Annotated in this window: 19 protein-coding genes and 2 pseudogenes; 9 read left to right on the top strand and 12 right to left on the bottom strand. The window is 68.3% G+C overall.

The annotated features are described in order from the left end of the window. Positions 1-8: 8 nt before the first annotated feature. Positions 9-986: a GlxA family transcriptional regulator gene (locus ACFOSH_RS34505; protein WP_378244213.1), complete on the bottom strand. Its 978-nt coding sequence runs from the start codon at positions 984-986 to the stop codon at positions 9-11. Positions 987-1,439: 453 nt separating this feature from the next. Between ACFOSH_RS34505 and ACFOSH_RS34510 the strand changes: the two genes are divergently transcribed. Then, positions 1,440-2,039 (top strand): hypothetical protein, encoded by a 600-nt coding sequence (locus ACFOSH_RS34510; RefSeq protein WP_378244215.1) that lies wholly within the window; start codon positions 1,440-1,442, stop codon positions 2,037-2,039. 115 nt (positions 2,040-2,154) lie between these two features. On the opposite strand, the gene ACFOSH_RS34515 is transcribed toward ACFOSH_RS34510, so the two are convergent. Then, positions 2,155-4,224 carry an AMP-binding protein gene (locus tag ACFOSH_RS34515; protein WP_378244217.1) on the bottom strand — a complete coding sequence of 690 codons (2,070 nt, stop codon included), beginning with the start codon at positions 4,222-4,224 and terminating at the stop codon, positions 2,155-2,157. A gap of 192 nt (positions 4,225-4,416) precedes the next feature. On the opposite strand from ACFOSH_RS34515, the gene ACFOSH_RS34520 reads away from it, so the two are divergent. After that, a complete protein-coding gene (locus tag ACFOSH_RS34520; RefSeq protein WP_378244219.1) occupies positions 4,417-5,220 on the top strand; it encodes a flavin reductase family protein in 804 nt (267 codons plus the stop codon). Here the strand turns inward: ACFOSH_RS34520 and ACFOSH_RS34525 are convergent. Then, on the bottom strand, positions 5,169-7,568 hold the full coding sequence (locus ACFOSH_RS34525) for a P-loop NTPase fold protein (RefSeq protein WP_378244221.1): 2,400 nt from the start codon (positions 7,566-7,568) through the stop codon (positions 5,169-5,171). The genes ACFOSH_RS34520 and ACFOSH_RS34525 overlap by 52 nt on opposite strands. A 146-nt stretch (positions 7,569-7,714) precedes the next feature. Between ACFOSH_RS34525 and ACFOSH_RS34530 the strand changes: the two genes are divergently transcribed. Beyond that, positions 7,715-8,974 carry an MFS transporter gene (locus ACFOSH_RS34530; protein ID WP_378244223.1) on the top strand — a complete coding sequence of 420 codons (1,260 nt, stop codon included), beginning with the start codon at positions 7,715-7,717 and terminating at the stop codon, positions 8,972-8,974. On the opposite strand, the gene folE is transcribed toward ACFOSH_RS34530, so the two are convergent. Next, positions 8,964-9,560: a GTP cyclohydrolase I FolE gene (gene folE, locus ACFOSH_RS34535; protein WP_378244225.1), complete on the bottom strand. Its 597-nt coding sequence runs from the start codon at positions 9,558-9,560 to the stop codon at positions 8,964-8,966. The two genes, ACFOSH_RS34530 and folE, sit on opposite strands and share 11 nt — an antisense overlap. A 120-nt stretch (positions 9,561-9,680) precedes the next feature. Here folE and ACFOSH_RS34540 point away from each other — a divergent pair, with 120 nt between their 5' ends. After that, complete coding sequence (locus tag ACFOSH_RS34540; protein WP_378244227.1) at positions 9,681-10,412, top strand: helix-turn-helix transcriptional regulator; 732 nt, start codon at positions 9,681-9,683, stop codon at positions 10,410-10,412. On the opposite strand, the gene ACFOSH_RS34545 is transcribed toward ACFOSH_RS34540, so the two are convergent. Both ACFOSH_RS34545 and ACFOSH_RS34550 read right to left on the bottom strand, forming a co-directional pair. Further along, the gene (locus ACFOSH_RS34545) at positions 10,409-10,858 is read right to left on the bottom strand and encodes a carboxymuconolactone decarboxylase family protein (RefSeq protein ID WP_378244229.1); all 450 of its coding nucleotides are present in this window, start codon (positions 10,856-10,858) and stop codon (positions 10,409-10,411) included. The genes ACFOSH_RS34540 and ACFOSH_RS34545 overlap by 4 nt on opposite strands. A 75-nt stretch (positions 10,859-10,933) precedes the next feature. Further along, complete coding sequence (locus ACFOSH_RS34550; protein ID WP_378244231.1) at positions 10,934-11,629, bottom strand: SDR family NAD(P)-dependent oxidoreductase; 696 nt, start codon at positions 11,627-11,629, stop codon at positions 10,934-10,936. A gap of 109 nt (positions 11,630-11,738) precedes the next feature. On the opposite strand from ACFOSH_RS34550, the gene ACFOSH_RS34555 reads away from it, so the two are divergent. Then, on the top strand, positions 11,739-12,329 hold the full coding sequence (locus ACFOSH_RS34555) for a TetR/AcrR family transcriptional regulator (protein ID WP_378244233.1): 591 nt from the start codon (positions 11,739-11,741) through the stop codon (positions 12,327-12,329). Here the strand turns inward: ACFOSH_RS34555 and ACFOSH_RS34560 are convergent. Continuing rightward, positions 12,326-13,708, bottom strand: coding sequence for a cytochrome P450 (locus tag ACFOSH_RS34560; protein ID WP_378244235.1), 1,383 nt, complete (start codon positions 13,706-13,708; stop codon positions 12,326-12,328). The genes ACFOSH_RS34555 and ACFOSH_RS34560 overlap by 4 nt on opposite strands. Positions 13,709-13,799: 91 nt before the next feature. Between ACFOSH_RS34560 and ACFOSH_RS34565 the strand changes: the two genes are divergently transcribed. Further along, entirely contained in the window at positions 13,800-14,414 is a 615-nt protein-coding gene (locus ACFOSH_RS34565) for a TetR/AcrR family transcriptional regulator (protein WP_378244237.1), read from the top strand. A 15-nt stretch (positions 14,415-14,429) separates the two neighbouring features. On the opposite strand, the gene ACFOSH_RS34570 is transcribed toward ACFOSH_RS34565, so the two are convergent. Continuing rightward, positions 14,430-15,167, bottom strand: a complete 738-nt coding sequence (locus ACFOSH_RS34570; RefSeq protein ID WP_378244239.1) for a glycosyltransferase family 2 protein — start codon at positions 15,165-15,167, stop codon at positions 14,430-14,432. A 4-nt stretch (positions 15,168-15,171) separates the two neighbouring features. Then, positions 15,172-15,801, bottom strand: a complete 630-nt coding sequence (locus tag ACFOSH_RS34575; protein ID WP_378244240.1) for a class I SAM-dependent DNA methyltransferase — start codon at positions 15,799-15,801, stop codon at positions 15,172-15,174. A 128-nt stretch (positions 15,802-15,929) separates the two neighbouring features. On the opposite strand from ACFOSH_RS34575, the gene ACFOSH_RS34580 reads away from it, so the two are divergent. After that, positions 15,930-16,274, top strand: coding sequence for an MmcQ/YjbR family DNA-binding protein (locus ACFOSH_RS34580; RefSeq protein ID WP_378244242.1), 345 nt, complete (start codon positions 15,930-15,932; stop codon positions 16,272-16,274). A 732-nt stretch (positions 16,275-17,006) separates the two neighbouring features. Here the strand turns inward: ACFOSH_RS34580 and ACFOSH_RS34585 are convergent. Next, positions 17,007-17,585 carry a GNAT family N-acetyltransferase gene (locus tag ACFOSH_RS34585; RefSeq protein WP_378244244.1) on the bottom strand — a complete coding sequence of 193 codons (579 nt, stop codon included), beginning with the start codon at positions 17,583-17,585 and terminating at the stop codon, positions 17,007-17,009. A gap of 126 nt (positions 17,586-17,711) precedes the next feature. Between ACFOSH_RS34585 and ACFOSH_RS34590 the strand changes: the two are divergent. After that, positions 17,712-17,978 (top strand): annotated as a pseudogene (locus tag ACFOSH_RS34590) (transposase family protein); the annotation flags it as partial. Here the strand turns inward: ACFOSH_RS34590 and ACFOSH_RS34595 are convergent. Together ACFOSH_RS34595 and abc-f are read right to left on the bottom strand one after the other, a co-directional pair. Continuing rightward, a pseudogene (locus ACFOSH_RS34595) lies at positions 17,966-18,845 on the bottom strand (DUF222 domain-containing protein); the annotation flags it as partial. The pseudogenes ACFOSH_RS34590 and ACFOSH_RS34595 sit on opposite strands and share 13 nt — an antisense overlap. 93 nt (positions 18,846-18,938) lie before the next feature. Next, entirely contained in the window at positions 18,939-20,558 is a 1,620-nt protein-coding gene (gene abc-f, locus ACFOSH_RS34600; protein WP_378244246.1) for a ribosomal protection-like ABC-F family protein, read from the bottom strand. A 497-nt stretch (positions 20,559-21,055) separates the two neighbouring features. Here abc-f and ACFOSH_RS34605 point away from each other — a divergent pair, with 497 nt between their 5' ends. Beyond that, on the top strand, positions 21,056-21,742 hold the full coding sequence (locus ACFOSH_RS34605; RefSeq protein ID WP_378244248.1) for a hypothetical protein: 687 nt from the start codon (positions 21,056-21,058) through the stop codon (positions 21,740-21,742). Positions 21,743-22,000: the final 258 nt, after the last annotated feature.

The raw sequence follows: 22,000 nt of genomic DNA on the forward strand, positions 1-22,000 counted from the left end.
CAGCCGGGTCAGGCCGGCATGGGTTCGGGGACGCCCAGCCTGGTCCCGAACGTCTCCCGGTAGGCCACCGGGGTGACCCCGACCTGCCGCCGGAAGTGCGGCCGGAGCGCGGCGGCGGAGGAGAACCCGCAGTACCTGGCGATCTCGTCGACGGGGAGATCGGTGGACTCGAGCAGCTGCTGCGCGCGGATGACCCGCTGGTGGGTGAGCCACGTGCCGGGCGCGGCGCCGGTGATCTCGCGGAACCGGCGGTCGTAGTTGCGCCTGCTCATCAGCGCCCGCCTGGCGAGCTCGTCCACCGGGAGCGCGGTATCCAGCCGGGTGAGCGCCCAGGCCATCGTCTCCGAGACCGGGTCGCCCTCGTCGAGGTCCGGCATCGGCGATTCGATGTACTGGGCCTGCCCGCCGGGCCGGTGCGGCGGGACGACCATGCCCTTCGCCAGCCGGTTCGCCACCTCCGCGCCGCACCACGACCGGATGAGGTGCAGGCCGAGGTCCATCCCGGCGGCGCCGCCGCCCGCGGTCAGGATGTCGCCGTCGTCGATGTAGAGGACCGATTCGTCGAGGCGGACGGCGGGGAACCGGGCCGCGAGCAGCGGCGCCATCGCCCAGTGCGTGGTCGCGGGGCGCCCGTCGAGCAGCCCGGCGGCGGCCAGCACGAAGGCGCCGCTGCACAGTCCGGCCACCCGGGCACCCCGGTCGTGTGCCGCGCGGAGTGCCTCCAGCGCCGCTTCCGGCGGATCCTCCATCGGCGACCGCCAGTTCGGGACGAGCACCAGATCCGCGTCCCGGACGGCGTCGAGGTCCTCCGGGACCGGGACGGTCAGGCCGCCACCCCGCAGCGCGGTGCCCGGCTCGCCGCCGACGACCTTGAGTTCCAGGTCGGGCAGCTCCCCGAAGGCCGAAGCCATCTCGAACACACCGAACGCGAAGGACATCGCACCCAGCGATGCCCCGTTGAAGACCACCACGGCCAGCCGTCTCATGGCCCGATTCTAGGGCTTGTGAGTGGTCGGGACGGTTAGAACAGGCACTACCGGCCGGGCTACGGTGCCTGGTCGTGGTCGATCAGGTCCGGTCCGTGAAGGCCTCCTTCCCTACCCTCAAGGTAGTGAAGGAGGCCTTCGCTACCTTCAGGATCGCCACTCTGGCCCCAGGCGCACCAGCAATCACAGCGGCTCCGCGTGAAGGCCCCCTTCCCTCGGCTCAGCCGAAGAAACTCGACCTTCACACCTTCTCCAAGTACACGAAGGAGTCCTTCACGTACTGCCAGCGGCCGAAGCGGCGGTGACGCGTCGGTCCAGTACCTCGTGAGTGGTCGGGACGGTTAGAACCGGCATTACCGCTCACGAGTCTTTACGTGTTGCGGAGCTGGTTTCCGACTGTCCGAAGGGGACGGTAGATTCCTCGTACAGGTTGCTCGGGGGAAGGAAGCGTCGATGTCGTATCCACAGGGACCGCAAGGACCGCAGTGGGGGCAGGGCCACCCCCAGCAGCAGTACCCGCAGCAGCAGTATCCCCAGCAGGGCTACCCGCCGCCGGGTTACGGCGGGCCGCAGTTCCCGGGGCGGCAGCCGCCGAAGAAGGGCAACGGCCTGATGATCGGGCTGATCGGCGGCGGTGTCGCGCTCGTGGTGGTCGTGTTCGTGATCCTCGCGTTCGTGGCACCCGGTTTCCTGCTGAGCGACAGCAAGTCCTCCAAGACGGCGAGCGTGACGCAGACCCCGCTCAGTCTCGACTGGGGTCCGGTGCTGGCGGGCAAGTTCATGCTCGCGGTGTTCGGCGACGAACCCGACAAGGCCGCCGAGTCGGCCTGCGCGGACGCCAAGGACAAGGTCCGGCAGGCGGCGAAGGAATACGGCGACCGCAACGCGTCGCTCACCGCGAAAGACCCGCGGGCGGCGGGTCCGGACCTGATCGTGGTGATGATGTCGGGAACGCTGAACTACGAGTCGGAGTTCACCGGGACGATGGAGGTCCGGCGGGAGGCAGGCGACAAGTACTGCATTTCCTCGGTCTCGCCCGTATCCGCGGGCTGAGTCAGGGGAGCGGGCCCGCTCGGCGCGCGTGCGTCAAGACGCGCTTCGCCGCCCACGCCTATCCCCGCGAGGTCTTGCGGGAGCGGCACCGGGCGTGATCGGTCCACAAAGGACGCTATTGGTCGATCGGCCAGGTCTCGTCCTTCAGCAGCCGCTTGAGTACCTTCCCGGTCGCGTTCCGGGGCAGCTCCTCCACGAAGTACACGTCCCGCGGCACCGCGAAACGCGCCAGCCGCCGGTGGATGTACGCGCGGACGTCGTCGGCGCTCATCCGGGCGCCGCGTTTCGGGACGATGTACGCCGCGAACCGTTGCCCGAACTCGCGATCCGGCACGCCGATCACGGCGGCTTCGTGGACACCGGGCAGCGCGACGATGGCTTCCTCGACCGGGCGGGGGGACACGTTCTCCCCGCCGGACACGATCATCTCGTCCGCCCGGCCGGTGACGAAGAGGCGTCCCGACGCGTCCTGGTAGCCGACGTCGCCGGTCGCCATCAGCTCTTCCGCGCGCGGCACGCTGGCGCCGTCCGTGTAGCCCTCGAACAGCATGTCGTTGCCGACGAAGATCTGTCCCTCCCAGCCCGGTGGGACCCGGTTGTGGTCGTCGTCGAGGATGGCGACGCGGGTGCCGGGCGGACAGCGGCCCGCGGTGGTCGGCGCGGCCCGAAGGTCTTCGGGCGTGGCGATGCTGGCCCACGAAACCTCTGTGGAGCCGTAGAAGTTGTAGAGCACGTCGCCGAAGGTGTCCATGAACTCGGTGACGATCGTCCCCGGCAGCGCGGATCCGCTGCTGGCGACGATCCGCAGCGACGACAGGTCGTACCGGGTGCGGACCCGCTCCGGCAGGTCGAGGATGCGCTGCAACATGATCGGGACGGCGAACAGCACACCGCAGCGGTGTTCGGCGATGGTCCTCAGTATCTCTTCGGCGTCGAACCGGCGGATCAGCGACAAGGACGCGCGGACGGCCATCCCGAGCTGCATGCCGGCGAGCCCCCAGCTGTGGAACAGGGGCGCGGCCACCACGAAGCGATCCCCGCTGTGGAGCGGGATGCGGTCCAGAATGGCGGCCGACGTCGCGAGGCCTTTCGGCGTCGGACGGCGCGCGCTCTTGGGAGTCCCCGAGGTGCCCGAAGTGAGCACGACGAGCCTGCCGATCCGGTCCACCGGTTTGAGTTTGGTGGCGGGCACGCCGGCGATCAGCTGGTCGATCGTCGGGTAGCCGTTCTCGGTTTCCGGCCACGTGGACAGCCGCAGGAAGTCGCCGGGGATGTCGGCGATGACCGGTGCGAACTCGTCGTCGGCGAGTACCGCGACCGGTTCGTGCAGGCCGATGACGTCCGCGACGGCGCCGGCGGAAAGCCCGGTGTTGAGCAGGATCGCGTCCACGCCGAGTTTGCTGCACGCGATCAGCGACTCGACCATCGTGGCGTGGTTGCGGCACAGCAAGGCGATCCGGTCACGGGAGCGGACTCCGCGTGCCGCGAGCGCGTTCGCGAGCTGGTTGCTGCGGTCCGCCGTCTGCTTGAACGTCCGGATGTCGCGTTCGTCGTGCAACGCGACGTCGTCGGGAACGCGTGCGGCGTTGGCGCCATAGCCGCCGGCGACGGTGGCACCCCACTGCGACAGTGAGGTCAGCTGCCGGGCGATCTTGTCCGGCCGCGCGGCCGCGAGCACCCCGGCCTTGATCAAGGTGCTCGCTGTGTGCAGCGTGGTCGCCTTGGTGTGCGCCGGTTCTTCCTGGGGTGCCGCCGCCCGGCCCGAAAGGTGCAGGTCGATCCGCCGGGAGAGCGCGCGGATGGTGCGTTTGAACGACGAGGCGGACACCAGATGCGAATTCTTCGCCGGGAGCATCAGCTGCGCGACGAGTTCCGTGCCGCCCTCGGGGGCCTGCCTCAGCTCGATCGAGACCCAGTTGCCGTCTTCCTCGACACCGCACCAGACGACGTGCTCGCCGGGCCGCCAGACCCGGGCTTCGATGTCACCGACGATCAGGGTGCCCGGCCGCGGTTCCAGCCGGACAAGGCACTTCGGACCGCGCCCGCGTTCTGCGGGCTGCTGGATTTCGCACCAGCTGATCTCCGCGACAAACCTCGAGTAGGACTCGGGATCGCCGATGACTTCCCAAACCTGGCCGGGAGAATGCCCGAGAATCGAGCTCGCCTGGACCACATCGTCTCGCATGCGATTCGCCTCACCACGCGCGTTCGGGTGTTGACCGGGCAGCTGCCGGCGCCTCCTTCGTCGATCGAGTTCGGCGAACCTACCAGCAATCGGCCGAACGCAATACTCCGAACGACCGCGGGTTCGCGCTCGCCCAAGGGAACCGCTACGGAAAGGGTAAGCGCTCAGGCGGCGGGAAGCCGCCTGCGGAAGATGTTGATCGCGACGTCCGATTCACGCCAGCCTCCGGCGCGTGACCCGGCGAAGCTGGCGAACGTGACAGTTACTACGTCGGCGGCCGAGGCCGCGCACACCCGTATCGAGCCCGGAATTCTCTACTTCGGCACCCCTGTGGTGCTCCTCTCGACGGTCGATCGGGCAGGTGCCCCGAACCTGGCTCCGATGTCGTCGGCGTTCTGGCTCGGGTGGCGCGGCATGCTCGGCCTGGGGGCGAAATCCAAGACGGCGCAGAATCTCATGCGCAACCGTGAATGTGTTCTGAATCTCCCTTCCGACGCCATGGCGGCCGCTGTCGACAGGCTGGCCCTGACCACCGGCTCGGATCCCGTACCTGGTCGCAAGTACGAGCGGGGCTATCGGTACGAAGCGGACAAGTTCGGCAAAGCCGGGCTCACCCCGGTCGCCTCGGAAACGGTCGCGCCGCCGCGTGTCGCGGAATGCCCGGTGACGATGGAGGCCGTCGTCGAAGCCGTGCATCCTCTCGCCGAGGACGACCCGGCGCAACGCGGCGGGATCCTGGTGTTCGAGGTCCGCGTGCAGCGCGTCCACGTCCACGACGAAGTCCGGATGCCGGGCACCGACGACCGGATCGACCCCGACCGGTGGCGGCCGCTGATCATGAGCTTCCAGAAGCTCTACGGACTCGGCCCGCAGGTCCATCCGTCGACACTGGCGCGGATCCCGGAGCGGCTTTACCGTGGACCTGACATCGAGCGGTCGCGGAGTCAGTCGTCGCGGGCGAACGAGAACCGGTTCACCAGCGGTAACCAGCGCTGATAGGACGCGGCCCGGTCCGGCCACGCTCCGCCGGACAGGCCGCGTTCGAGCTTCGGCCGCAGTTCGTGGTCGTTCAGCCCCGACACGACGTCGAGGGCGCTCTCTTGGGGATCGGTCCCGGCGAGCGTGGCGAACCACGAGACGGTCTCCGGATATCCGACGTGGACCGCGAGCAGGACCAGTACCGCGCGGAAAGGTGCTTCGCGACTGCCGTCGAGGAACTCGGCCAGGTCGTCGCCGGCGAAGCGCGCCCGCAACAGCCGATACAGGTTCAAGAGCCTTTTCGCGGCCCGCGGGGATCGGATGAGCGAGGCCAGCGTCGGCAGGAAGTCCAGTTCCGCCGGCGAGATCACCAGCCGAGGAGGTCGAAGGTCTATTGTGGACTGTTCGGACGACGGTGCCGGTGCTTCCTCGCGAGGAGGAAGCTTCGTCGGGACCGGAGGGAGGTCGCCGGTGGCCTGATCAGTCCGGGCGGAGGTGGTCGCCGGTGTGGCGTCCTGACCCTCACTGGCGGCGAGCCCGCGCACGAGCCCCGCGAACCCTGGATCGTCCATGGGGGACAACGTGAACGGCACCTGGAAGATCTTCTCGAGGTAGTTCTCGGCGAAGGTCTCCGGATCGTCGCCGAGCATCTGTTCGTAGTGCTGCTCGACGGCCTTCTTGAGCCACCGGGAGTCGACGCCCACCACGACGACGAACACCGGCAGCGCCAGCAGGAGATGGATGGCTTCGAGCACCTGGACGACGACCTTGGGCGGGCAGCGGTCGAGGTCGTCGATGTAGAGCACGGTCCGTTCGATCTTCCCGGAACCGTGCGGTACCTCGGCGAGCATGGTCGCGAAGGTTTCGAGATCCTTGCGCAGCAACGAGACCACGCCCAGATGCTCGACGTAGTCCGAAACGCGGGACTCGGCGAACGACACGAGGTCCAGTCCGGGCGCCAGCTCGGTGACCGCCTTTTCGAGCCGGTCGGATTCGGCGTCCAGTTCGGCCAGGCGCCGCTCGGTCTCTTCGTCCTCTTCGGACGGACCGCCGAGTTTGTCGAGAGCTTCGTGGATCCGGCCCGCGCTGGCGCGCATCCGCAGGACGACGGTCAGCGCGGAGCTCACCAGCGTGAGCCCGCCGAGCACACCGGAGACCTGCGACCGGCCGACGAGCAGTGTGACGACCAGGACCGTCACCAGCCCGCCGATGAGGACCAGCAGGGGAACCGGGTCCTGCCGCAGCCGTCGCCGGAATTCGGCGACGTCCGAACGCAGTCCACCGGTCTCCTGCGCCAGGCGTTCGAGATCCTCGGCGGTCGGCCGGTCGACACCGAGCCTGGCCGCGATCCACGCCTTGTCCGTTTCGGTGAGGCTGTCGAAGACCGCGCGGACGTACTCACGCGGCTTCCGCCGCCGTCGCGTCGCTTGTTTCTGCCGGGCGGTCAGGGTTCTGCGTTCGAGGCGGACCGCGCTGAGCCTGCCGAGCAGGGTCTTCTCGGTCTTGCGGCGTTCAGCGAGCGCGTCGGCCTGGCGCTGGAGGTCGTTCTCGGCGCCGCTCGCGGCGAGGTTGTCGAAGATGTGCGTGGCCAGACTGGCGAGAAGGTTCGCTTCGCTGTAGTGCCAGGCGTTGAAGCTGATCTGGCGGACGCTGGAGCAGTAGGACGACACGGACTTCCCGTGCGTGCCCGCCGCTGTTTCGGCCTCCTGCGCGGAATCGGCGAGCTCGCGGACGCGCAGTTGCATCTGGCGCATGAAGAAGCTCTTGCCGGATCCCCAGCTGCCGAACAGGCCGATCGACAGGGGAGGGGTGATCATCCGGGAGACCACCAGATCGGCGAGCATGCGCACGTCGGTGCCGATGCCGAGGCGATCGATGCCGTCGTCGGTGTCGGGCCGGTAGTCGGCGACATGGGCGGCGAAGAGATCAGCGGTCCTGCCGCGTTCCTCTTCCGAGATCCTGCTCAGGTGGACTGTCGAAGCCCCCAATCCGAGGACTTTCTCCCGCAGGCCTTGATTCTCCCAAGCACCTTCACCGAGTAGAGCGAGAACTCGCCGTTTCGGGCTCTTCGCGATCCAGGCGTCCAGCGCCCCGGCGTTCTGATCGACGATCCGGCCGAACTGCCGGTCGAGCCAGACGACCGCCGGATCGTCTTCTCTCGCTGCCAGCTCCTCGATGTCCGGCTCGATGATCAGTTCCGTCTCGGGATGGACCGCGGACAGGGCTTCGTACGCGGTTCGCCGTGCTCCCGCGTTGTGCTCGTGCACGACGAGGACGAGCCGTGCGCCGACAAGGAGGCGGCGGAGCTGGTTGTCGACATCTCGTGGCACGTACGGGCGAAGCTCGGAACCTGACGGTTGGTTCATCAACAGAGTCGACGGATCGACGTCGCGCACCAGCACCATCCGTGGTCCCCTCCCAAGGCCGAACGGAAGGGCAGTCTAGAGGGAGTCCCCTCAGCTGTGCGTGAAACTCCGCACCCGCTCAGTCACCGATCGCTACGTTGGATCTCATGACTGGGGAGAGGCTCGACGGCAGGTACGCGAAGGTCTGGGCGGCGAGTACGACCTCCGCGTTGGGCAGCGGTCTCGCGACGGTGGCGGCGCCGCTGCTGATCGCCTCCCGCACCGACGATCCACTCGTGGTCTCGGGCGGGTTCGCGGTGGCATGGCTGCCCTGGCTGCTCTTCGCGTTGCCGGGCGGCGTGCTGGTCGACAGGGTGGACCGGCGGAAGCTGATGATCACCCTCGACTGGATCCGGGTGCCCGCCGTCGCGTTGCTGGCCGTCGCGATCACGACGGGGAACGTCAGCGTCGCCTTGCTGTACGCCGTCCTCTTCGTGATCAACGCGGGCGAGGTCGTGTTCCGGACGGCGAGCGGGGCGATGCTGCCCTCGGTCGTCCCGAAGGCGTTGCTGGAGCGGGCGAACGGGCGGCTGTACGCGGGGACCACGCTGGCCCACGGCATGCTCGCGGGGCCGCTGAGCGGCTTCCTGTTCGGTGTCGCGGCGAGCATCCCGTTCTTCGTCAACGCCGGCACGTACGCCGTCAGCGCTCTGCTGCTCGGGCTGATCGGGGGCGCCTACCGGGCCCAGCCCGGCAGTGCCCCCGACGACCCCGGCGAGCCGGTGAAGCGGCGCTCGATCCGGTCCGAGGCGGCCGAAGGGTTCCGCTGGCTCGCGGGTCAGCGCCTGCTGCGGACCATGGTCGGGCTGATCGGCCTGCTGAACCTGACGCTCGTCGCGGCCACCTCGGTCCTGGTCCTGCTGGCGAAGGAACGGCTTCAGCTGGGTGCGGTCGGCTACGGCCTGCTCTTCACCTGCATAGCGGTGGGGGGCCTGCTCGGCGCGCTCACCGGCGACCGGCTGGTCACCTGGTGCACGCCGACCTGGACGTTGCGGATCGGCTTGCTGATCGAAGCGGCGACCCATCTGGTGCTGGCGACGAGCACGAGCGCGGCGGTGGTCGGCGTGACGTTGTTCCTGTTCGGGGTGCACGGCGCGCTGTGGGGCATCGTCGCCAGCTCCCTGCGCCAGCGGCTCACCCCGCCGGAGATGCTCGGCCGGGTCGGCAGCACCAGCCTGTTCGTCATCGCGGGCGGCAACTGCGTCGGCGCGCTGCTCGGCGGCGCGGCGGCGTCGAAGTTCGGGCTGACGACGCCGTACTGGGCGGGTTTCGTGGTGGCGGTGATCGTTTCCGCGGTCACCTGGCGGGTGTTCGACCGTGCGGTCGTTTCCGCGGCCTACGCGGCGGAACCCGCTGTCAGCCGTTGATGCCGGTGAGGGCGAAGAACTCCTGGCGCGAACGGGCGTCTTCACGCAGCGTGCCGAGCAGGGTGGAGGTGACCGTGCTCGAACCGGCGGCTTGGACACCGCGCAGGGTCATGCACGAATGCTCCGCCTCGATCACCACGCCGACACCTCGCGGCTCGAGCTGCTCGTCGAGCCAGTCGGCGACCTGTTTCGTGAGCCGTTCCTGAACCTGCGGGCGGCAGGCGAAGTGCTCGACGATCCTGGCCAGCTTGGACAGGCCGAGGATCCGCTCACCGGGCAGGTAACCGACGTGCGCGACGCCGACGAACGGCAGCAGATGGTGCTCGCAGACGGACCGGACCGGAATGCCCCTGGCCAGGACGAGTTCGTCGTAGCCCTCGTCGTTGGGGAAGGTCGTGAGGTCGAAAGCACGCGGGGTGAACAGCTCGGCGTACGCGCGCGCCATCCGGCCCGGGGTGCCGCGGAGGCTCTCGGAGTCCAGTGAGATACCCAGGGCGGTGAGGAGGTCGGCGGCCGCGGCTTCGGCGGCCGCCAGGTCCGGTCCCGGCCCGGTTTCGTGCACGACGCGCAAGGCGGGTGTGGACATGAGGCCTCCTAGGCTGACCGCGATCCCCAGTGGTATTCGACTAAGATTTTTGGGCTTTTTACCACCCGCCGGTTCAGCCTACATGGTAGATCCGCAGTTCAGGATGTTCCGCCGGTTGAGATGGGCGATATCGTGGTGTACGTGACAGTGTCCGATCCGGACGGCCTCGACGTCCCTTCCATCGCCGCGGTGGCGGCGCTCGACGACGACCTCCGCCGGGGCATGTACGCCTACGCCCGCCGTGCGCGGCGTCCCGTCACGCGGGACGAGGCGGCGGCCGCGGTCGGGATCTCCCGCAAGCTCGCCGCCTTCCACCTGGACAAGCTCGTCGCGGCGGGGCTGCTCAGGTTCGGCTTCGCGGCGGGCCCGGTGGTGAAGGTGGGGCGCAGGCCCAAGGTCTACGAACCCGTCGACGAGAGCATCCAGGTGCAGCTTCCCGCCCGGCGGCACGAAGTCCTGGCGGGCATCCTCGCCGAGGCCGTGCTCGCCGAAGGGACCGGCGAGACCGCGCGGGACGCGGTGCGGCGGGTCGCGGGGGAGCGCGGTTTCGCGGCGGGCGAGGAGGAACGCGCGCGGACACGGCCGGGCAGGCTCGGCGTGGAACGCGCGCTCACGGTGGCCGAAGGGGTACTTCGCCGCTACGGCTTCGAGCCGAGCCGGGATACCAGGACCTGCGTCCGGCTGCGGAACTGCCCGTTCCACCCGCTGGCCGCCGAGGCTCCGGAGCTGGTCTGCGGGATCAACCAGGCGTTCCTGTCCGGTTTCCTGGCCGGCGTGCGCGCCGGGAACGTGGAGGCGGCCCTCGTCCCCGGCGCGGCCGAGTGCTGTGTGGAACTACGGCAGGCCCGCTAGGCGCCGGCGACCTGCCGCGTGGCGACGTTGAGCCGGTTCCAGGTGTTGATGGCGGCGATCGAGAGGACCAGGCTCGAAAGCTGCTTTTCGTCGTAGTGACGAGCCGCTTCGCCCCAGACCTCGTCGTCGACCGGGTCGGCCCGGTCCGCGATCCGGGTGAGGGCCTCGGCCAGCGCGAGCGCAGCCCGTTCGGCGTCGGTGAAGTAGGCCGTGTCACGCCACGCGGCGACGGTGAAGATCCGCTCGTCGGACTCGCCCGCCTTGCGCAGTTCCTTGGTGTGCATCTCCAGGCAGCCGCTGCATCCATTGATCTGGCTCGCGCGGACGTGCATGAGGTAGTGGGTGGTCTTCGGGACGCCGGTGTCCCCGGTCGATTCCGCCAGTGCGATCAGGGCTTTCAGCGTGGCGGGGTTCGCCATCGCGGGGTTCGGGATCCGGGTTTCCATGTTTCGTTCTCCTCCAGGGTTTCCGTCTTGCTTCCACCGCACTGACGGATCCCGGAGGAGAGATGTGACCGGCTTCTACCAAGGCACCACCTCGCCGTAGAGATCGAGGAACTGAAGGCCCGGCGCACCCGCCTGCGCTTCGAGGACGTCGACGACGGCGGGCATGCTCTCCTCGGCGGTGAGAGGAGCGCCAGGGCCGCCGAGCGGCGTCCGGTTGTGGCCGGGGTGGTTGAGGAGTTTGGTCTGCCCGTCCTCGGCGTACCGGGTCGCGTAGCTGCGCATCAACTGGTTGAGCGCGGCCTTGCTGGCCTTGTACAGCTCGAAGCCGGGCCTGGTGTTCAGCGAGACGCTGCCCTGCCTGGAGGACATGATCGCGACGGTGCCGCCGGGCGCGACCAGGTCGCGGAGGGTTTCGAGGGCGCGCAGCGGGCTCAGCGCGTTGGTGATCATCACCTCGGCGAACGTCTCGGTCGAGACCTCGGTGAGCGGCAGGTTCCCGCGATCGATCGCGGCGTTGACGAAGAGCAGGTCGAGCTCGACGCCGTCCAGGCGTTCGCGCAGCGCGGCCAGCTGGTCGTCGCTGGTCATCTCCAGCGTTTCGACCCGTAGCCGTCCGTTCGAGGCGGCTGCCTTCTCCGGCAGCTCGCCGCCGTTCCGGCGTGCCGTGGCGATGACCCGCCGTCCGCGCCGGGTGAGCTCTTCGGCGAGGACGAGCCCCAGGCCACGGGAAGCACCGATGACGAGTGCTTGGCGTTCAGGGTTGTCGGACACGGACATTCTCCTTGGTGATCGGGTTTTGTCTAGACGCGACGTTGCGTCTAGACATGAGCACGGCACCTGGCGACCGGCGGTGGCCGCGTCGACCGGTACTGTGGTCCGCATGCCCGCCGTGAATTCGCAGCCCCGCAGGGCGCACTCCGGCAACCAGCGTGACGAAGCGGCCCGCCTCGCCGTGCTCCATGCCGCGGACGACCTGCTCGTCGAGCACGGTTTCGCCAAGCTGACCATCGAAGCGATCGCGCGCGAGGCTGGCGTCGCCAAGCAGACGATCTACCGCTGGTGGCCCTCGAAGGTCGAGATCCTTCTCGACACGCTCATCGAGGACAGCGAGAAACGCTTCCCGGTCCCAGCGGAGAAGTCCACGATGGACGCGGTCCGCGGCTACTTCCGCGGCTTCGCGCGGTTCGTCACCCGAGACCCGGCGGGCAAGGTCCTGCTCGCGCTCATCGCCGAGGCGCAGCACAGCCCCGAAACGGCCAAGAGCCTCCACGACCGTTATCTCGGCCCGCGGCGAGAGCTGGAGCGCGACCTCCTCGCGCGCGGAATCGAGGCGGGCGAGATCTCGCCCGCGCTCGACCTCGACGCCGCGCTCGACGCCGTCGTCGGCCCCATCGTCTACCGGGCCCTGACGGGGGCGAGCGTTCCCCGTGCTCTGGTGGACGCCCTCTTCGACGGGCTGTTCAAGCCTTAGGCGGTCACGGCGACCGACGCGCGGTCGCGGAGTGAGACGTCCAGCTTGAATCCTTCCGGCTTCAGTGTCAGCAACTCCTGCACCTTCAGCCGGTAGGACGGGTCTCCGCGCAGGTCGTACCGGCTCAGCAGCATGCCGAGCACCAGCGTCGCCTCGTGCAGGGCGAACTGCCGTCCGATGCAGGCCCGCTCCCCGGTGCCGAACGGTTTGTAGACGTGCGCCGGGCGTGCGCGGTTGCGCTCCGGGCTGAAGCGGTCCGGGTCGAAGGACTCGGGGTCTTCGCCCCAGACGGGATCCCGGTGCAGCGCCGGGATGAGGACCAGCGCCCACTGTCCCTTCTTCATCGGGTACTCGCCGCCGACGACGGTGTCCACCTGGGCCTGGCGGGCGAAAGCGGGTGCCGTCGGCCAGAGCCGCAGCGCCTCGTCGAGCACTCGCCGGACGTAGCGGAGCTTGGCGACCTCCTCGTAGGACGGGTCCGGGTTCTCGCCCCAGACCTTGTCCACTTCGGACTGTGCGCGGGCGAGGACGTCCGGGTTCCGGGCGAGGTAGTACAGGGCGAACGACAGTGCGCCGGACGTGGTTTCGTGCCCCGCCACCAGAAAGGTGATGATCTGGTTCCGGATGTTGACTTCGTCCAGCGCCTCGCCGGTGCTCGGCTGCGTGGTGTTCAGCATGAGCCCGAGCAGATCGTCGGTGCTCGTGTCGTGCCGGCGCGCCTCGACGACCTCGGCGACGACGGAATGGAGGAAAGCGAGGTCGGCTTCGTTGCGCTGGTTCGCCTTTCGGCTGAGGAGCGGGCCGATGACCGGCGGCTGGATCGCCGTCCGCTGCGCGTGCCGCAGCGTGCGGACCATCGCGGCGACGAACGGGTGCGGTTCGGCGCGCTCGAACGACGAGAAGCTGTAGCCGAATCCCGTCCGCCCGATGGTCTCCAGCGTCAGCTTCGTCATGTCGTCCGCGACGTCGACCTCGCCGCCCCTGTCCCACGTGTCCAGCAGATCGCGGGTGATGGCCAGCATCGTCGGGTGGTAGCGCTGCATGGCGTTGCGGCTGAAGGCGGGCGCGAGGATCTCGTGCGCGCGCCGCCAGTTCGGCTCTTCGTTGTGCGCGGTGAACAGCCCGTCGCCGCCGAGCGGGCGCAGGTTCGAGATCGCGGGCGTGACGTGTTTCGCGAACCGTTTCTCGTCGGAGAGGTCCGCGACCATCCCGGCGCCGTGGACGAACACGATCTTGCGGCCGAACACCTTGCGCTCGAAGACGGGCCCCAGTTCGGCGGCGTGCCGCATCGAATCCTGGACCGGGGTCTTCGGCGAAACGCCGAGCACGTCGCCGGCCAGCGGGATCCGGCGCGGGGGATGGGGGAGTGCGGTGGCCATCGGGCCCCTCCAAGGTGAGCACTGTTGAATCGGCATCCAATAGCGAGCGTGGCCTGTTACTGAACTCATGTCAAGTAAGTACGATGCTCAAATGGCGTCGAGTACTTCCGGGAGGCCCCGCAGCAGGCTGAGCACCGCCGAGCGGCGGGAACAGTTGCTGCGGATCGGTGCCCGCCTGTTCGCGGACCGGCCGTACGACGACGTGTGGATCGAGCAGGTCGCGGACATCGCGGAGGTGTCCCGAGGGCTGCTCTACCACTACTTCCCGACGAAGAAGGACTTCGTCACCGAGGTCATCAAGGCCGAGGGCGAACGCCTGCTCGACATGACCAGGACGGATCCGACGCTGCCGGTCGCCGAGCAGCTGATGGCCGGCCTCGACGAATACCTGCGCTACGTCGAGGCGAACGACGACGGCTATCGGGCCCTGCACGCGGGCACGGCGATCGCGGTCGAGGAGGTCCAGGGGATCCTCGACCGGAACTTCGCCGAGCAGGGCCGCCGGATCCTGGCGGTGCTGTGCCCGGACGGCGAGCCGCCGGAGACCCTGCGGGTGACCGTCCGCGGCTGGCTGGCCTTCGTGGTCGCGGTCTGTCTCGACTGGCTCAAGTACCGGCGGCTGACCCGGGACCAGACCCGCGACCTGTGCGCGAAGGCGCTGCTCGACATCGTCGCCGCTTCGCCGGACGTCCGTATCGAACTCTGACTTGCGGTCAGCGGGTCACGAGGTCCTCGATGCCAGCATGATCTCCGCTCGTTCCCCGATCAGCTTCATCCGCGCCAGGCGCTCGCCGTCGTCGTTGTGCGCGGCGGATTTCGTCACCTGTCCCGGCCATTTCCGGTAGAACATCCCGCAGGTCGCCAGGAAGTACCCGTCGGCGGACGCGTTCGCGGCGAGCACCAGCCCGGTGTCCTCCGATGCGGGCAGCGCCATCCAGCCGCCCAGTTCCAGCAGCAGCCCGCGGCGGATGCACAGCGTCCCGGCCACCACCGAGGACAGGTAACCGTTCTCCCGCCAGTACCGGAGAATCGCGCCGCGCTCGATCGGCCCTTCGGCCGGATCGCTGTCGAAGCCGACCTTCGTCCCGTCCGGCAAGAGGTCGAGCACGCTGGACGCGGTCCAGTCGATCGCGGGATCCCCGAGTGCGGCGATGTCGCGGGCGAGCGCGCCCGGCGCCAGCAGATCGTCCGCGTCGAGCGCCTTGATCAGGCTCCCGGAAGACCGGGCGAGCGCGAGCATCCGCGCCACGCCAGGCCCGCCCTGCCGCCCGGTACCCGGCAGAATCCGCTCGTCGCGGGGGAGCACGGCGTCGAGCAGGCCGGTCTCACCGTCCTCCTGCACCAGCCACTCCCACGTCCAGCCCGCCGGGAGTTCCTGGGCGGCCAGCGACGTGTGGGCTTCGGCCAGGAATGGCACGCTCGGCCGGTGTACCGGGGTGATGACGCTGAGGACGGGCACGGGATCAGCCCGGACGGCGGGCGGTGATCAGCAGGTGTTCCTCCGGCGGCGTGCCGGGCTCGTCCGCGGTGAAGACCTCCGAATGGGACCCGGTCACCTCCAGCCCGGCCGCTTCGACGCGGCGGACAAGGTCGTCCGGCGAGAAACTGGTCTCGAGGAAGGTGTGGCCGAAGAACTCCGCGGGCACGTCCTCGGCGTCCCGAGGCACGGTCACCAGCGCGAAGTGCCCGCCCGGCACCAGCCACCGCGCGATGTCGGCGAGCACCTTTTCCGTGTCCGCGCGCGGCATCTGCAGAAACGGGAAGAAGGCGCAGACAGCCTCCCACGACTCGGGCCGCGAACTCCATTCGCGCACGTCGGCGTGAACGAAGGTGGCCGCGGGAACCTGCTCGCGGGCGAGGTCGATCATCACCGGGGAAACGTCGAGCCCGGTCACCCGGTGCCCGGCCGACGACAGGCCCTCGGCCACCGGCCTGCCGGTCCCGCTGCCGATGTCGAGCACCCTCGACGAGGGCGGCAACGTGTCCAGCAGCTGCCGTACCGCCTTGTCGACCACCGGCGCCCGCCCGAAGACGTCGTCGTAGGCGGAACCGATGGCGTCGAACAGTTCCGCCGCCGTGACCGGTCGGTCCATTTCACAGCTCCCCGGCGTCGAGTGGATCTCTTCGCACATCGTAGTGCGGCGGAGCCGGAACGGTGGGTTCCACCGGACATCTAGACTGTGCCCGGTTCATGAATGACGGGGATTCCGGGGGTTTCACGATGAGTGTGGCGAGTGCCGAGTTCCACCTGATGCTGAAGGCGCTCGCCGACGTCGAACGCTCCGACGCGAAGGAATGGGAGTCCTACAGCGTCCGGGGGAAGCGGTTCGGCTACTACTGGCCGAGGACCCAGACCGTCGGCCTGAAGCAGACACTGTCCGAACAGGAGGCTCTGGTGTCGGAGCGTCCGGACGTGTTCGAGGTGCAGTTCACCGCCGGGGGATTCGGCTGGGTGGTCGTGCACCTGGACGGCATCGAAGCCGACGAGCTGACCGAGCTGGTTTACGAGGCGTGGCGGCTTTCCGCACCGGAGGAACTGGTGGACCAGATTCCGCCGCCCTGCTGACGATTACTGCGATCGTGTGTTGACGTGCGTCACTGTTTCGGCGCGGAACATTTCGCGGGCCGGTGCGTTGTAGAGAGTGTCGGTACGGATGGTGCCCCCGGGCCTCACCCTTCGCCTTCATGGAATACCGGTTCGGCCGGAGCCATGTCGTGCCTTTCGCCGAGAGGCGGCCCACCGTATCGACCTTTAGCTCCCGCTTCCGCTCGCAGGTAACCCCCAGACCTTCGCTGAGCGGGAGCGGGTCTTTTTGTTTCGCGCTTAACGCACGTCACTGTTTCGTAAGGTCTTCGCGGGAACATTCACGGGTGCCGAGGCGTTATAGAAGTGACCGGTCTTTTTACGGCCCACTCGTGGGTTGTACGCGTCACAGCGGTTCGGGATCGGTACCGGGGAACATTTCCAACGGTGGTGCGTTGTAGAGAGTGTCGGTACGGATGGTGCCCCCGGGCCTCAAACTCCGCCTTCACGGAATACCGGTTCGGCCGGAGCCGTGTCGAGCCACTCGCCGAGAGGCGGCCCACCGTACCGGCCACAAACTCCCGCTTCCGCTCGCAGGAACCCCCAGCCTACGCAGAGCGGAGGCGGGACCTTTTCATTAATGGCGAGAGCTTTCGGTTTCTCTCGCTGATTGATCACGGCCCCGATGGGTACTCATTTGTGATCACTGCCGTGATCCGGGCTTTCGGCAGTGATCCTTTTCCGACCTCACTCTGAACAGGTTGGGAGGAGTGCTCATGGCGTTCCGGGACAATGCTCTGAGCGGAGCAGGCCGTAGACGAGCACATCGACATACTCGCCGTGGTAGAAGGACCTGCCGTGCATGACCCCTTCCCGGCGGAACCCCAGGCGTTCGAGGGCTTTCTGCTCGCCGAGGTTGCCGCCATTGGTGAGGGCTTCGATTCTGTTCGCGGTCGTGCGGCCGAACAGGTAGTCCACGAGCAGCCTCTGTGCCACCGTGCCCACCCCCTGTCCACGATGCTCGGGTAGTACCCCCACGCCGATCTCGTAGGTGACACCCGAGGGGAAGCCGCGGGGCTTCCAGGTGGCGATGCCGATAGCCGTGTCGTCGGCCCGCGCGATCGCGACCGCCGCGGACTCGGCGGAGATATACCCGTCGATCTCCCATCGCTTGCGGCGTGCCCTCGGATCACCGAATCCGGGCCACTCGAACTCGCCGAGCGCATCGGGATCCGTGCAGAGGCGGTCGAGAAAGGCGAGGTCGGCCTCGGTGAACGCCCTCAAGTGGACTTTGTCCGGGTGGTTCGCTGGAGTCATGAAGGCCAGTATCGCGCCCGGAACATCACCCGTCACGCAGTGAGCGCTTCCCGACCTTGTTGCGACAGGCTGGAGTTCGTCGGTCCCCAGGTGCTGAATGTGGCGAAGCTCCTGATAGAGGAGATCACGACCAAGATCACTCGCTCGACCAGGAGCTTCGCCGTGCTTGTCTGCCCGTCCGCGATCGACCTGTCCGGTTCGCACCTGCGGTTCCTCGCCGGGCACCTGCAACGGCGTCGCCGCGAACGAGGCACTCGGTGGCGCCAGCTACCGGTGCACCGCCAGACACTGCTCGTGCTCGCGCACCTGCGCTGCGGGGATACCTGCGCACGCCTCGCCGCCAGTTTCGGGATCGGCGTGTACTCCGGAAAGCACCGCAAACACGGGATGAACGTGCAGGTCCTGGCCGATCCGCTCGGCCGTCTGTGGTAGGCCTCGCCCGCCCTGCCCGGCGCTGTGCACGACATCAAGGCCACCCGTGCCCCCACGAACCGCCTCAGTCGCCCGACGTCGAGGGGTTCTCCGGCGGCGTTGAGGACGACGGGGAGCATGAGGCAGTCGCAGGCGGCCATGCGGGCTTCGCGGGCGGTCATCTCCCCGACGAAGTCGAGGCAGGCTTTCCCGATTCCGGTCTTGAGTTCGTCCAGGCCGATGGTGACGTGTACCAAAGTCCGGTAGCCGTTGGTGCCGGGGTTGGTCGGGGCAGGCGATGGCGAGGTCGAGGAGTTCGGCCCAGGCATCGCCCAGGCGTTCGCATTTCATGCGCAGGTCGGCTTGCCCGGACTCGTCCACCGGCCGCGGTGTCGCGTACGCCTCCAACGCGGCGGCGGTACGGGCACCCAGTTCGTCGTCGAGTAGCCCGGTGAGTTTCCAGAACCCGTCCCGGCGGCGTTCCAGGGTGACTTCCCGGTGTGGTTCAGCAGGCTCTGGATCCTTCGGTTCGTTCCCGTCGGGGTCGAGCCAGCCGAGGATGTCCTCCTCGGCCTTCGTCAGTTGCCGCGGTCCCGCGTCCCGGGCCAGGTCGGCCAGGATCTTTTCCGCGCTCTCTCGATCCTCTGCCGAGGTGTCGGCCGGGATCCTCTTCAGGATCTCCAGGATCTGCTCGATCCGGTGCTCACCGATCGCACCATCAGCAGCCGCGGCACCTGTGTCGGGAGCGACCGCCGGAACCTCGGTGCCGTCCAGGGCGCGGGTCGGGTTCACCGCGATCGCCCGCTTCACGATCGGCCCCGCCTCACCCCGCGACAATCCCGCCACATCAGCGAACCACGCCGCCGTCGACCCATACCCGAACAACTTGCACAGCAAGAACTTTCCTCGTAGCACGTGAACCCCTTCCGAGTACGCCGCGCACCGAGGTATGGCGAAAAGCGAGCAGGTGCGGGACGTTCATGACTCCGTGAGCACCCCTTCTGTCAACCGAATCCGCCGATCCACCTTGATTTCCGTCAGGAACCGTTCGTCGTGACTCACGACCACGAAAGCCCCTTGATAAGCGCCGAGCGCGCTCTCCAGTTGCCCGACACTGACCAGGTCGAGGTTGTTGGTCGGCTCGTCGAGCAGCAGCAACTGCGGCGCGGGCTCGGCGAACAGCACGCACGCGAGGGTCGCGCGCAGGCGTTCGCCGCCGGAAAGCACGCCGACGGGAAGCTGGCTTCGCGCGCCCCGGAACAGGAATCGGGCGAGCAGTGTCATCCGTTGTGACTCGGGCAGGTTGGGTGCGAACGTCGCGAAGTTCTCGGCGATGGTCCGGTCCAGATCCAATAGATCCAGCCTCTGCGACAGGTACGCGATCCGGCCCTCGGCGCGTTTGAGTACACCGCCGGACGGCTCCAGGTCTCCCTTGAGCAGCCGCAGGAGCGTCGACTTGCCGGTGCCGTTGCCGCCGGTCAGCGCGATTCGCTCGGGGCCGCGGATCGTCAGGTCGACGCCGTCACCCGCGAAGACGTTCCGGTCGTCGTAGCGCACTTGGATGTGCTCGCCGTGGAACATCGTGCGCCCGGCCGGGACGTTGGTGCCCGGCAGGATCAGCGCGATCTTCTGATCGTCGCGAAGAGAGCGTTCGGCCTCGTCGAGGCGGCTTTTCGCGTCGTTCACGCGTGCGGAGTGCGTCTCGTTCGCCTTGCCCGCGGATTCCTGGGCGTTGCGTTTCATGGTGCCGGCGAAGATCTTCGGCAGCCCGGCGTTGCCGAGGTTGCGGGCCGCGTTGCCCGCCCGACGCGCGGCTCGCTCGCGGGCCTGCTGCATCTCCCGTTTCTCGCGTTTGACGTCCTGCTCGGCGCTGCGGACGTTGCGCTCGGCGACCTCGCGCTCGGCCTTGACCGCGGCTTCGTACTGGGTGAAGTTCCCGCCGTGGTAGCGGAGATCGCCGCGGTCGAGCTCGGCGATCCGGTCCATCCGGTCGAGCAGTTCCCGGTCGTGACTCACCAGCAGCAGGCAACCGGACCAGTCTTCGAGTACGCCGTAGAGCTTGCGCCGGGCGTCGAGGTCGAGGTTGTTGGTCGGTTCGTCCAGCAGCAGGATGTCGGGCCGTTTCAGCAGTTGCGCGGCCAGGCCGAGTGAGATGATCTGCCCGCCGCTCAACGTGCGCAGGCTCCGGTCCAGCGAAATGCCGTCGAGGCCGAGCCTGTCCAGCTGGGCGCGGGTGCGTTCCTCGATGTCCCAGTCGTTGCCGATGGCGGTGAAGTGCTCGTCGCTCGCGTCGCCGGACTCGATGGCGCTCAGGGCCGCGAGCTGCGGTGCGATGCCCAGCACCTCGGCCACGTCCAGGTCCGCGGTGAGCGGCAGTGACTGCGGCAGGTAGCCGAGGACGCCCTGAGCGGAGACGGTCCCGGAGATCGGCCGCAGCTCACCGGCGATCAGCTTGAGGAGCGTGCTCTTGCCCGCCCCGTTGGGGGCGACCAGGCCGGTGCGGCCACCGGGCACGGTGAAGGACAGGTCGTCGAAGACCGGGGTGTCGTCCGGCCAGGCGAAGGAAAGGGCGGACACGACGACAAAGGCGTCTGACATGGAAATGACCTCGTGAAAGACAGCGGGCACGTGAAAGCGGCGCCGCAGCGGACGTGGTTTGAGGGGACGACGAAATGGCCACAGCGGCGTCAGCGCCGGTGGCCTGGCAACTCCGGCTCACCCGGAGATGTCGTCTTCACCTGCCACGTCTGGTCTCCCTGCTCGCTTGATCGGGTCGGGGTCCACCATAACAAGACCGGCCGGAGCGGGGCCACCGCAATCCCTCCGTGTGGCCCCGGTAAAGCGTGAACAAGCGGCCATCGAATGCGAATTCCGGTCTTTTCAGTTTGTTCGCGGCGATTCCCGATGATCGGTGCTTGTGATGTGGATCATAATCATCGATGGGTGAGGGTGGCACTTCTGAGGTTCGTCAGGGTGACGGTTTCCGCGACTGGGAGATCACGCGATCCGTCACCATTCATTTCCTTGATCTGGGAGGTTCTTCGATGATACCGAGTGCGAGATCCCGAAGACGAATCGCGACCGCGGTGACCGCGATGGGGACGTTCGGCCTGGTCGCTTCACCGGCGGAAGCCGCCGAAATCGCCGTCCCCTGTGACGCCGGAGCGCTGGTCCAAGCGGTCGCCCGAGCCAACGCCTCCTTCACTCCGAATACGCTTTCCCTGGCAGCGAACTGCGTATACACCCTCACCGCGGTCGCGGACACCGCCCAGAACGCCGGGCTGCCCGCGATCAGGGGAAAGCTCACCATCAACGGCAACCACGCCACCGTCGCTCGCGCCAAGGGCGCTCCCCAGTTCCGGATCATTTCCAATTGGGGCGACCTGACGCTCGACAAGGTCACGATCACCGGCAGCTCGATCACCGGCAACAGCGCCGGCGCCGGTGGCCGTGGCGGCAACAGGGTGGCCGCGAAACCGGGCGGTCAAGGCGGTTCCGGTGGCTTCGGCGGCGGCGTCGACGCTCTCAGTGGCACTGTCCTCCGGATCACCGGTGGTGACGTCACCGGCAACAGCGCCGGGGCAGGCGGTCCGGGTGGTGCGGGAGGTGCCGAGGGCGGCGGGGCCGGTGGCGGCGGCAACGGCGGCGTGGGCGCCGGTGTGTTCATGTCGAGCAGCCAGGGCGTCCTGCTGAATCCGGTCATCGTCGGCACTCCGATCACCGAGAATCTCGGGGGCCGCGGAGGCGACGCCGCGTCGCGCTGGTCAACGGGGCCGAGGTGAGTGGTAACCGGCCCGACAATTGCTCTTCCGTCGCGGACGTACCGGGCTGCGTGAACGACCTCCGTGCGCGCCGTGCCGTCGAGCCCTCCGATCAGGACCGGAGGGTCGCCGACCTCGCTGCCGAGGTCTCGGCCAGGTCGGGTGCGGGCACGTAACTAGTACGGCAGCAGCAGTGTGTGATGTGGCGGCGTGTCGTGGGTATGAGGACGGCCACCGCGTGATCGACTTCAAGGTGTGTTGGATCTCGAAGAGGACGCG

The sequence above is a fragment of the Amycolatopsis speibonae genome (genome assembly GCF_042647925.1).
Taxonomy (GTDB): domain Bacteria; phylum Actinomycetota; class Actinomycetes; order Mycobacteriales; family Pseudonocardiaceae; genus Amycolatopsis; species Amycolatopsis speibonae.

Bases quoted from the DNA above. Each gene is read 5' to 3' on its own strand.
- ACFOSH_RS34505 (WP_378244213.1), bottom strand. From the start codon at position 986: ATGAGACGGCTGGCCGTGGTGGTCTTCAACGGGGCATCGCTGGGTGCG.
- ACFOSH_RS34510 (WP_378244215.1), top strand. From the start codon at position 1,440: ATGTCGTATCCACAGGGACCGCAAGGACCGCAGTGGGGGCAGGGCCAC.
- ACFOSH_RS34515 (WP_378244217.1), bottom strand. From the start codon at position 4,224: ATGCGAGACGATGTGGTCCAGGCGAGCTCGATTCTCGGGCATTCTCCC.
- ACFOSH_RS34520 (WP_378244219.1), top strand. From the start codon at position 4,417: ATGTTGATCGCGACGTCCGATTCACGCCAGCCTCCGGCGCGTGACCCG.
- ACFOSH_RS34525 (WP_378244221.1), bottom strand. From the start codon at position 7,568: ATGAACCAACCGTCAGGTTCCGAGCTTCGCCCGTACGTGCCACGAGAT.
- ACFOSH_RS34530 (WP_378244223.1), top strand. From the start codon at position 7,715: ATGACTGGGGAGAGGCTCGACGGCAGGTACGCGAAGGTCTGGGCGGCG.
- folE (WP_378244225.1), bottom strand. From the start codon at position 9,560: ATGTCCACACCCGCCTTGCGCGTCGTGCACGAAACCGGGCCGGGACCG.
- ACFOSH_RS34540 (WP_378244227.1), top strand. From the start codon at position 9,681: ATGGGCGATATCGTGGTGTACGTGACAGTGTCCGATCCGGACGGCCTC.
- ACFOSH_RS34545 (WP_378244229.1), bottom strand. From the start codon at position 10,858: ATGGAAACCCGGATCCCGAACCCCGCGATGGCGAACCCCGCCACGCTG.
- ACFOSH_RS34555 (WP_378244233.1), top strand. From the start codon at position 11,739: ATGCCCGCCGTGAATTCGCAGCCCCGCAGGGCGCACTCCGGCAACCAG.
- ACFOSH_RS34560 (WP_378244235.1), bottom strand. From the start codon at position 13,708: ATGGCCACCGCACTCCCCCATCCCCCGCGCCGGATCCCGCTGGCCGGC.
- ACFOSH_RS34565 (WP_378244237.1), top strand. From the start codon at position 13,800: ATGGCGTCGAGTACTTCCGGGAGGCCCCGCAGCAGGCTGAGCACCGCC.
- ACFOSH_RS34575 (WP_378244240.1), bottom strand. From the start codon at position 15,801: ATGGACCGACCGGTCACGGCGGCGGAACTGTTCGACGCCATCGGTTCC.
- ACFOSH_RS34580 (WP_378244242.1), top strand. From the start codon at position 15,930: ATGAGTGTGGCGAGTGCCGAGTTCCACCTGATGCTGAAGGCGCTCGCC.
- abc-f (WP_378244246.1), bottom strand. From the start codon at position 20,558: ATGTCAGACGCCTTTGTCGTCGTGTCCGCCCTTTCCTTCGCCTGGCCG.
- ACFOSH_RS34605 (WP_378244248.1), top strand. From the start codon at position 21,056: ATGGGGACGTTCGGCCTGGTCGCTTCACCGGCGGAAGCCGCCGAAATC.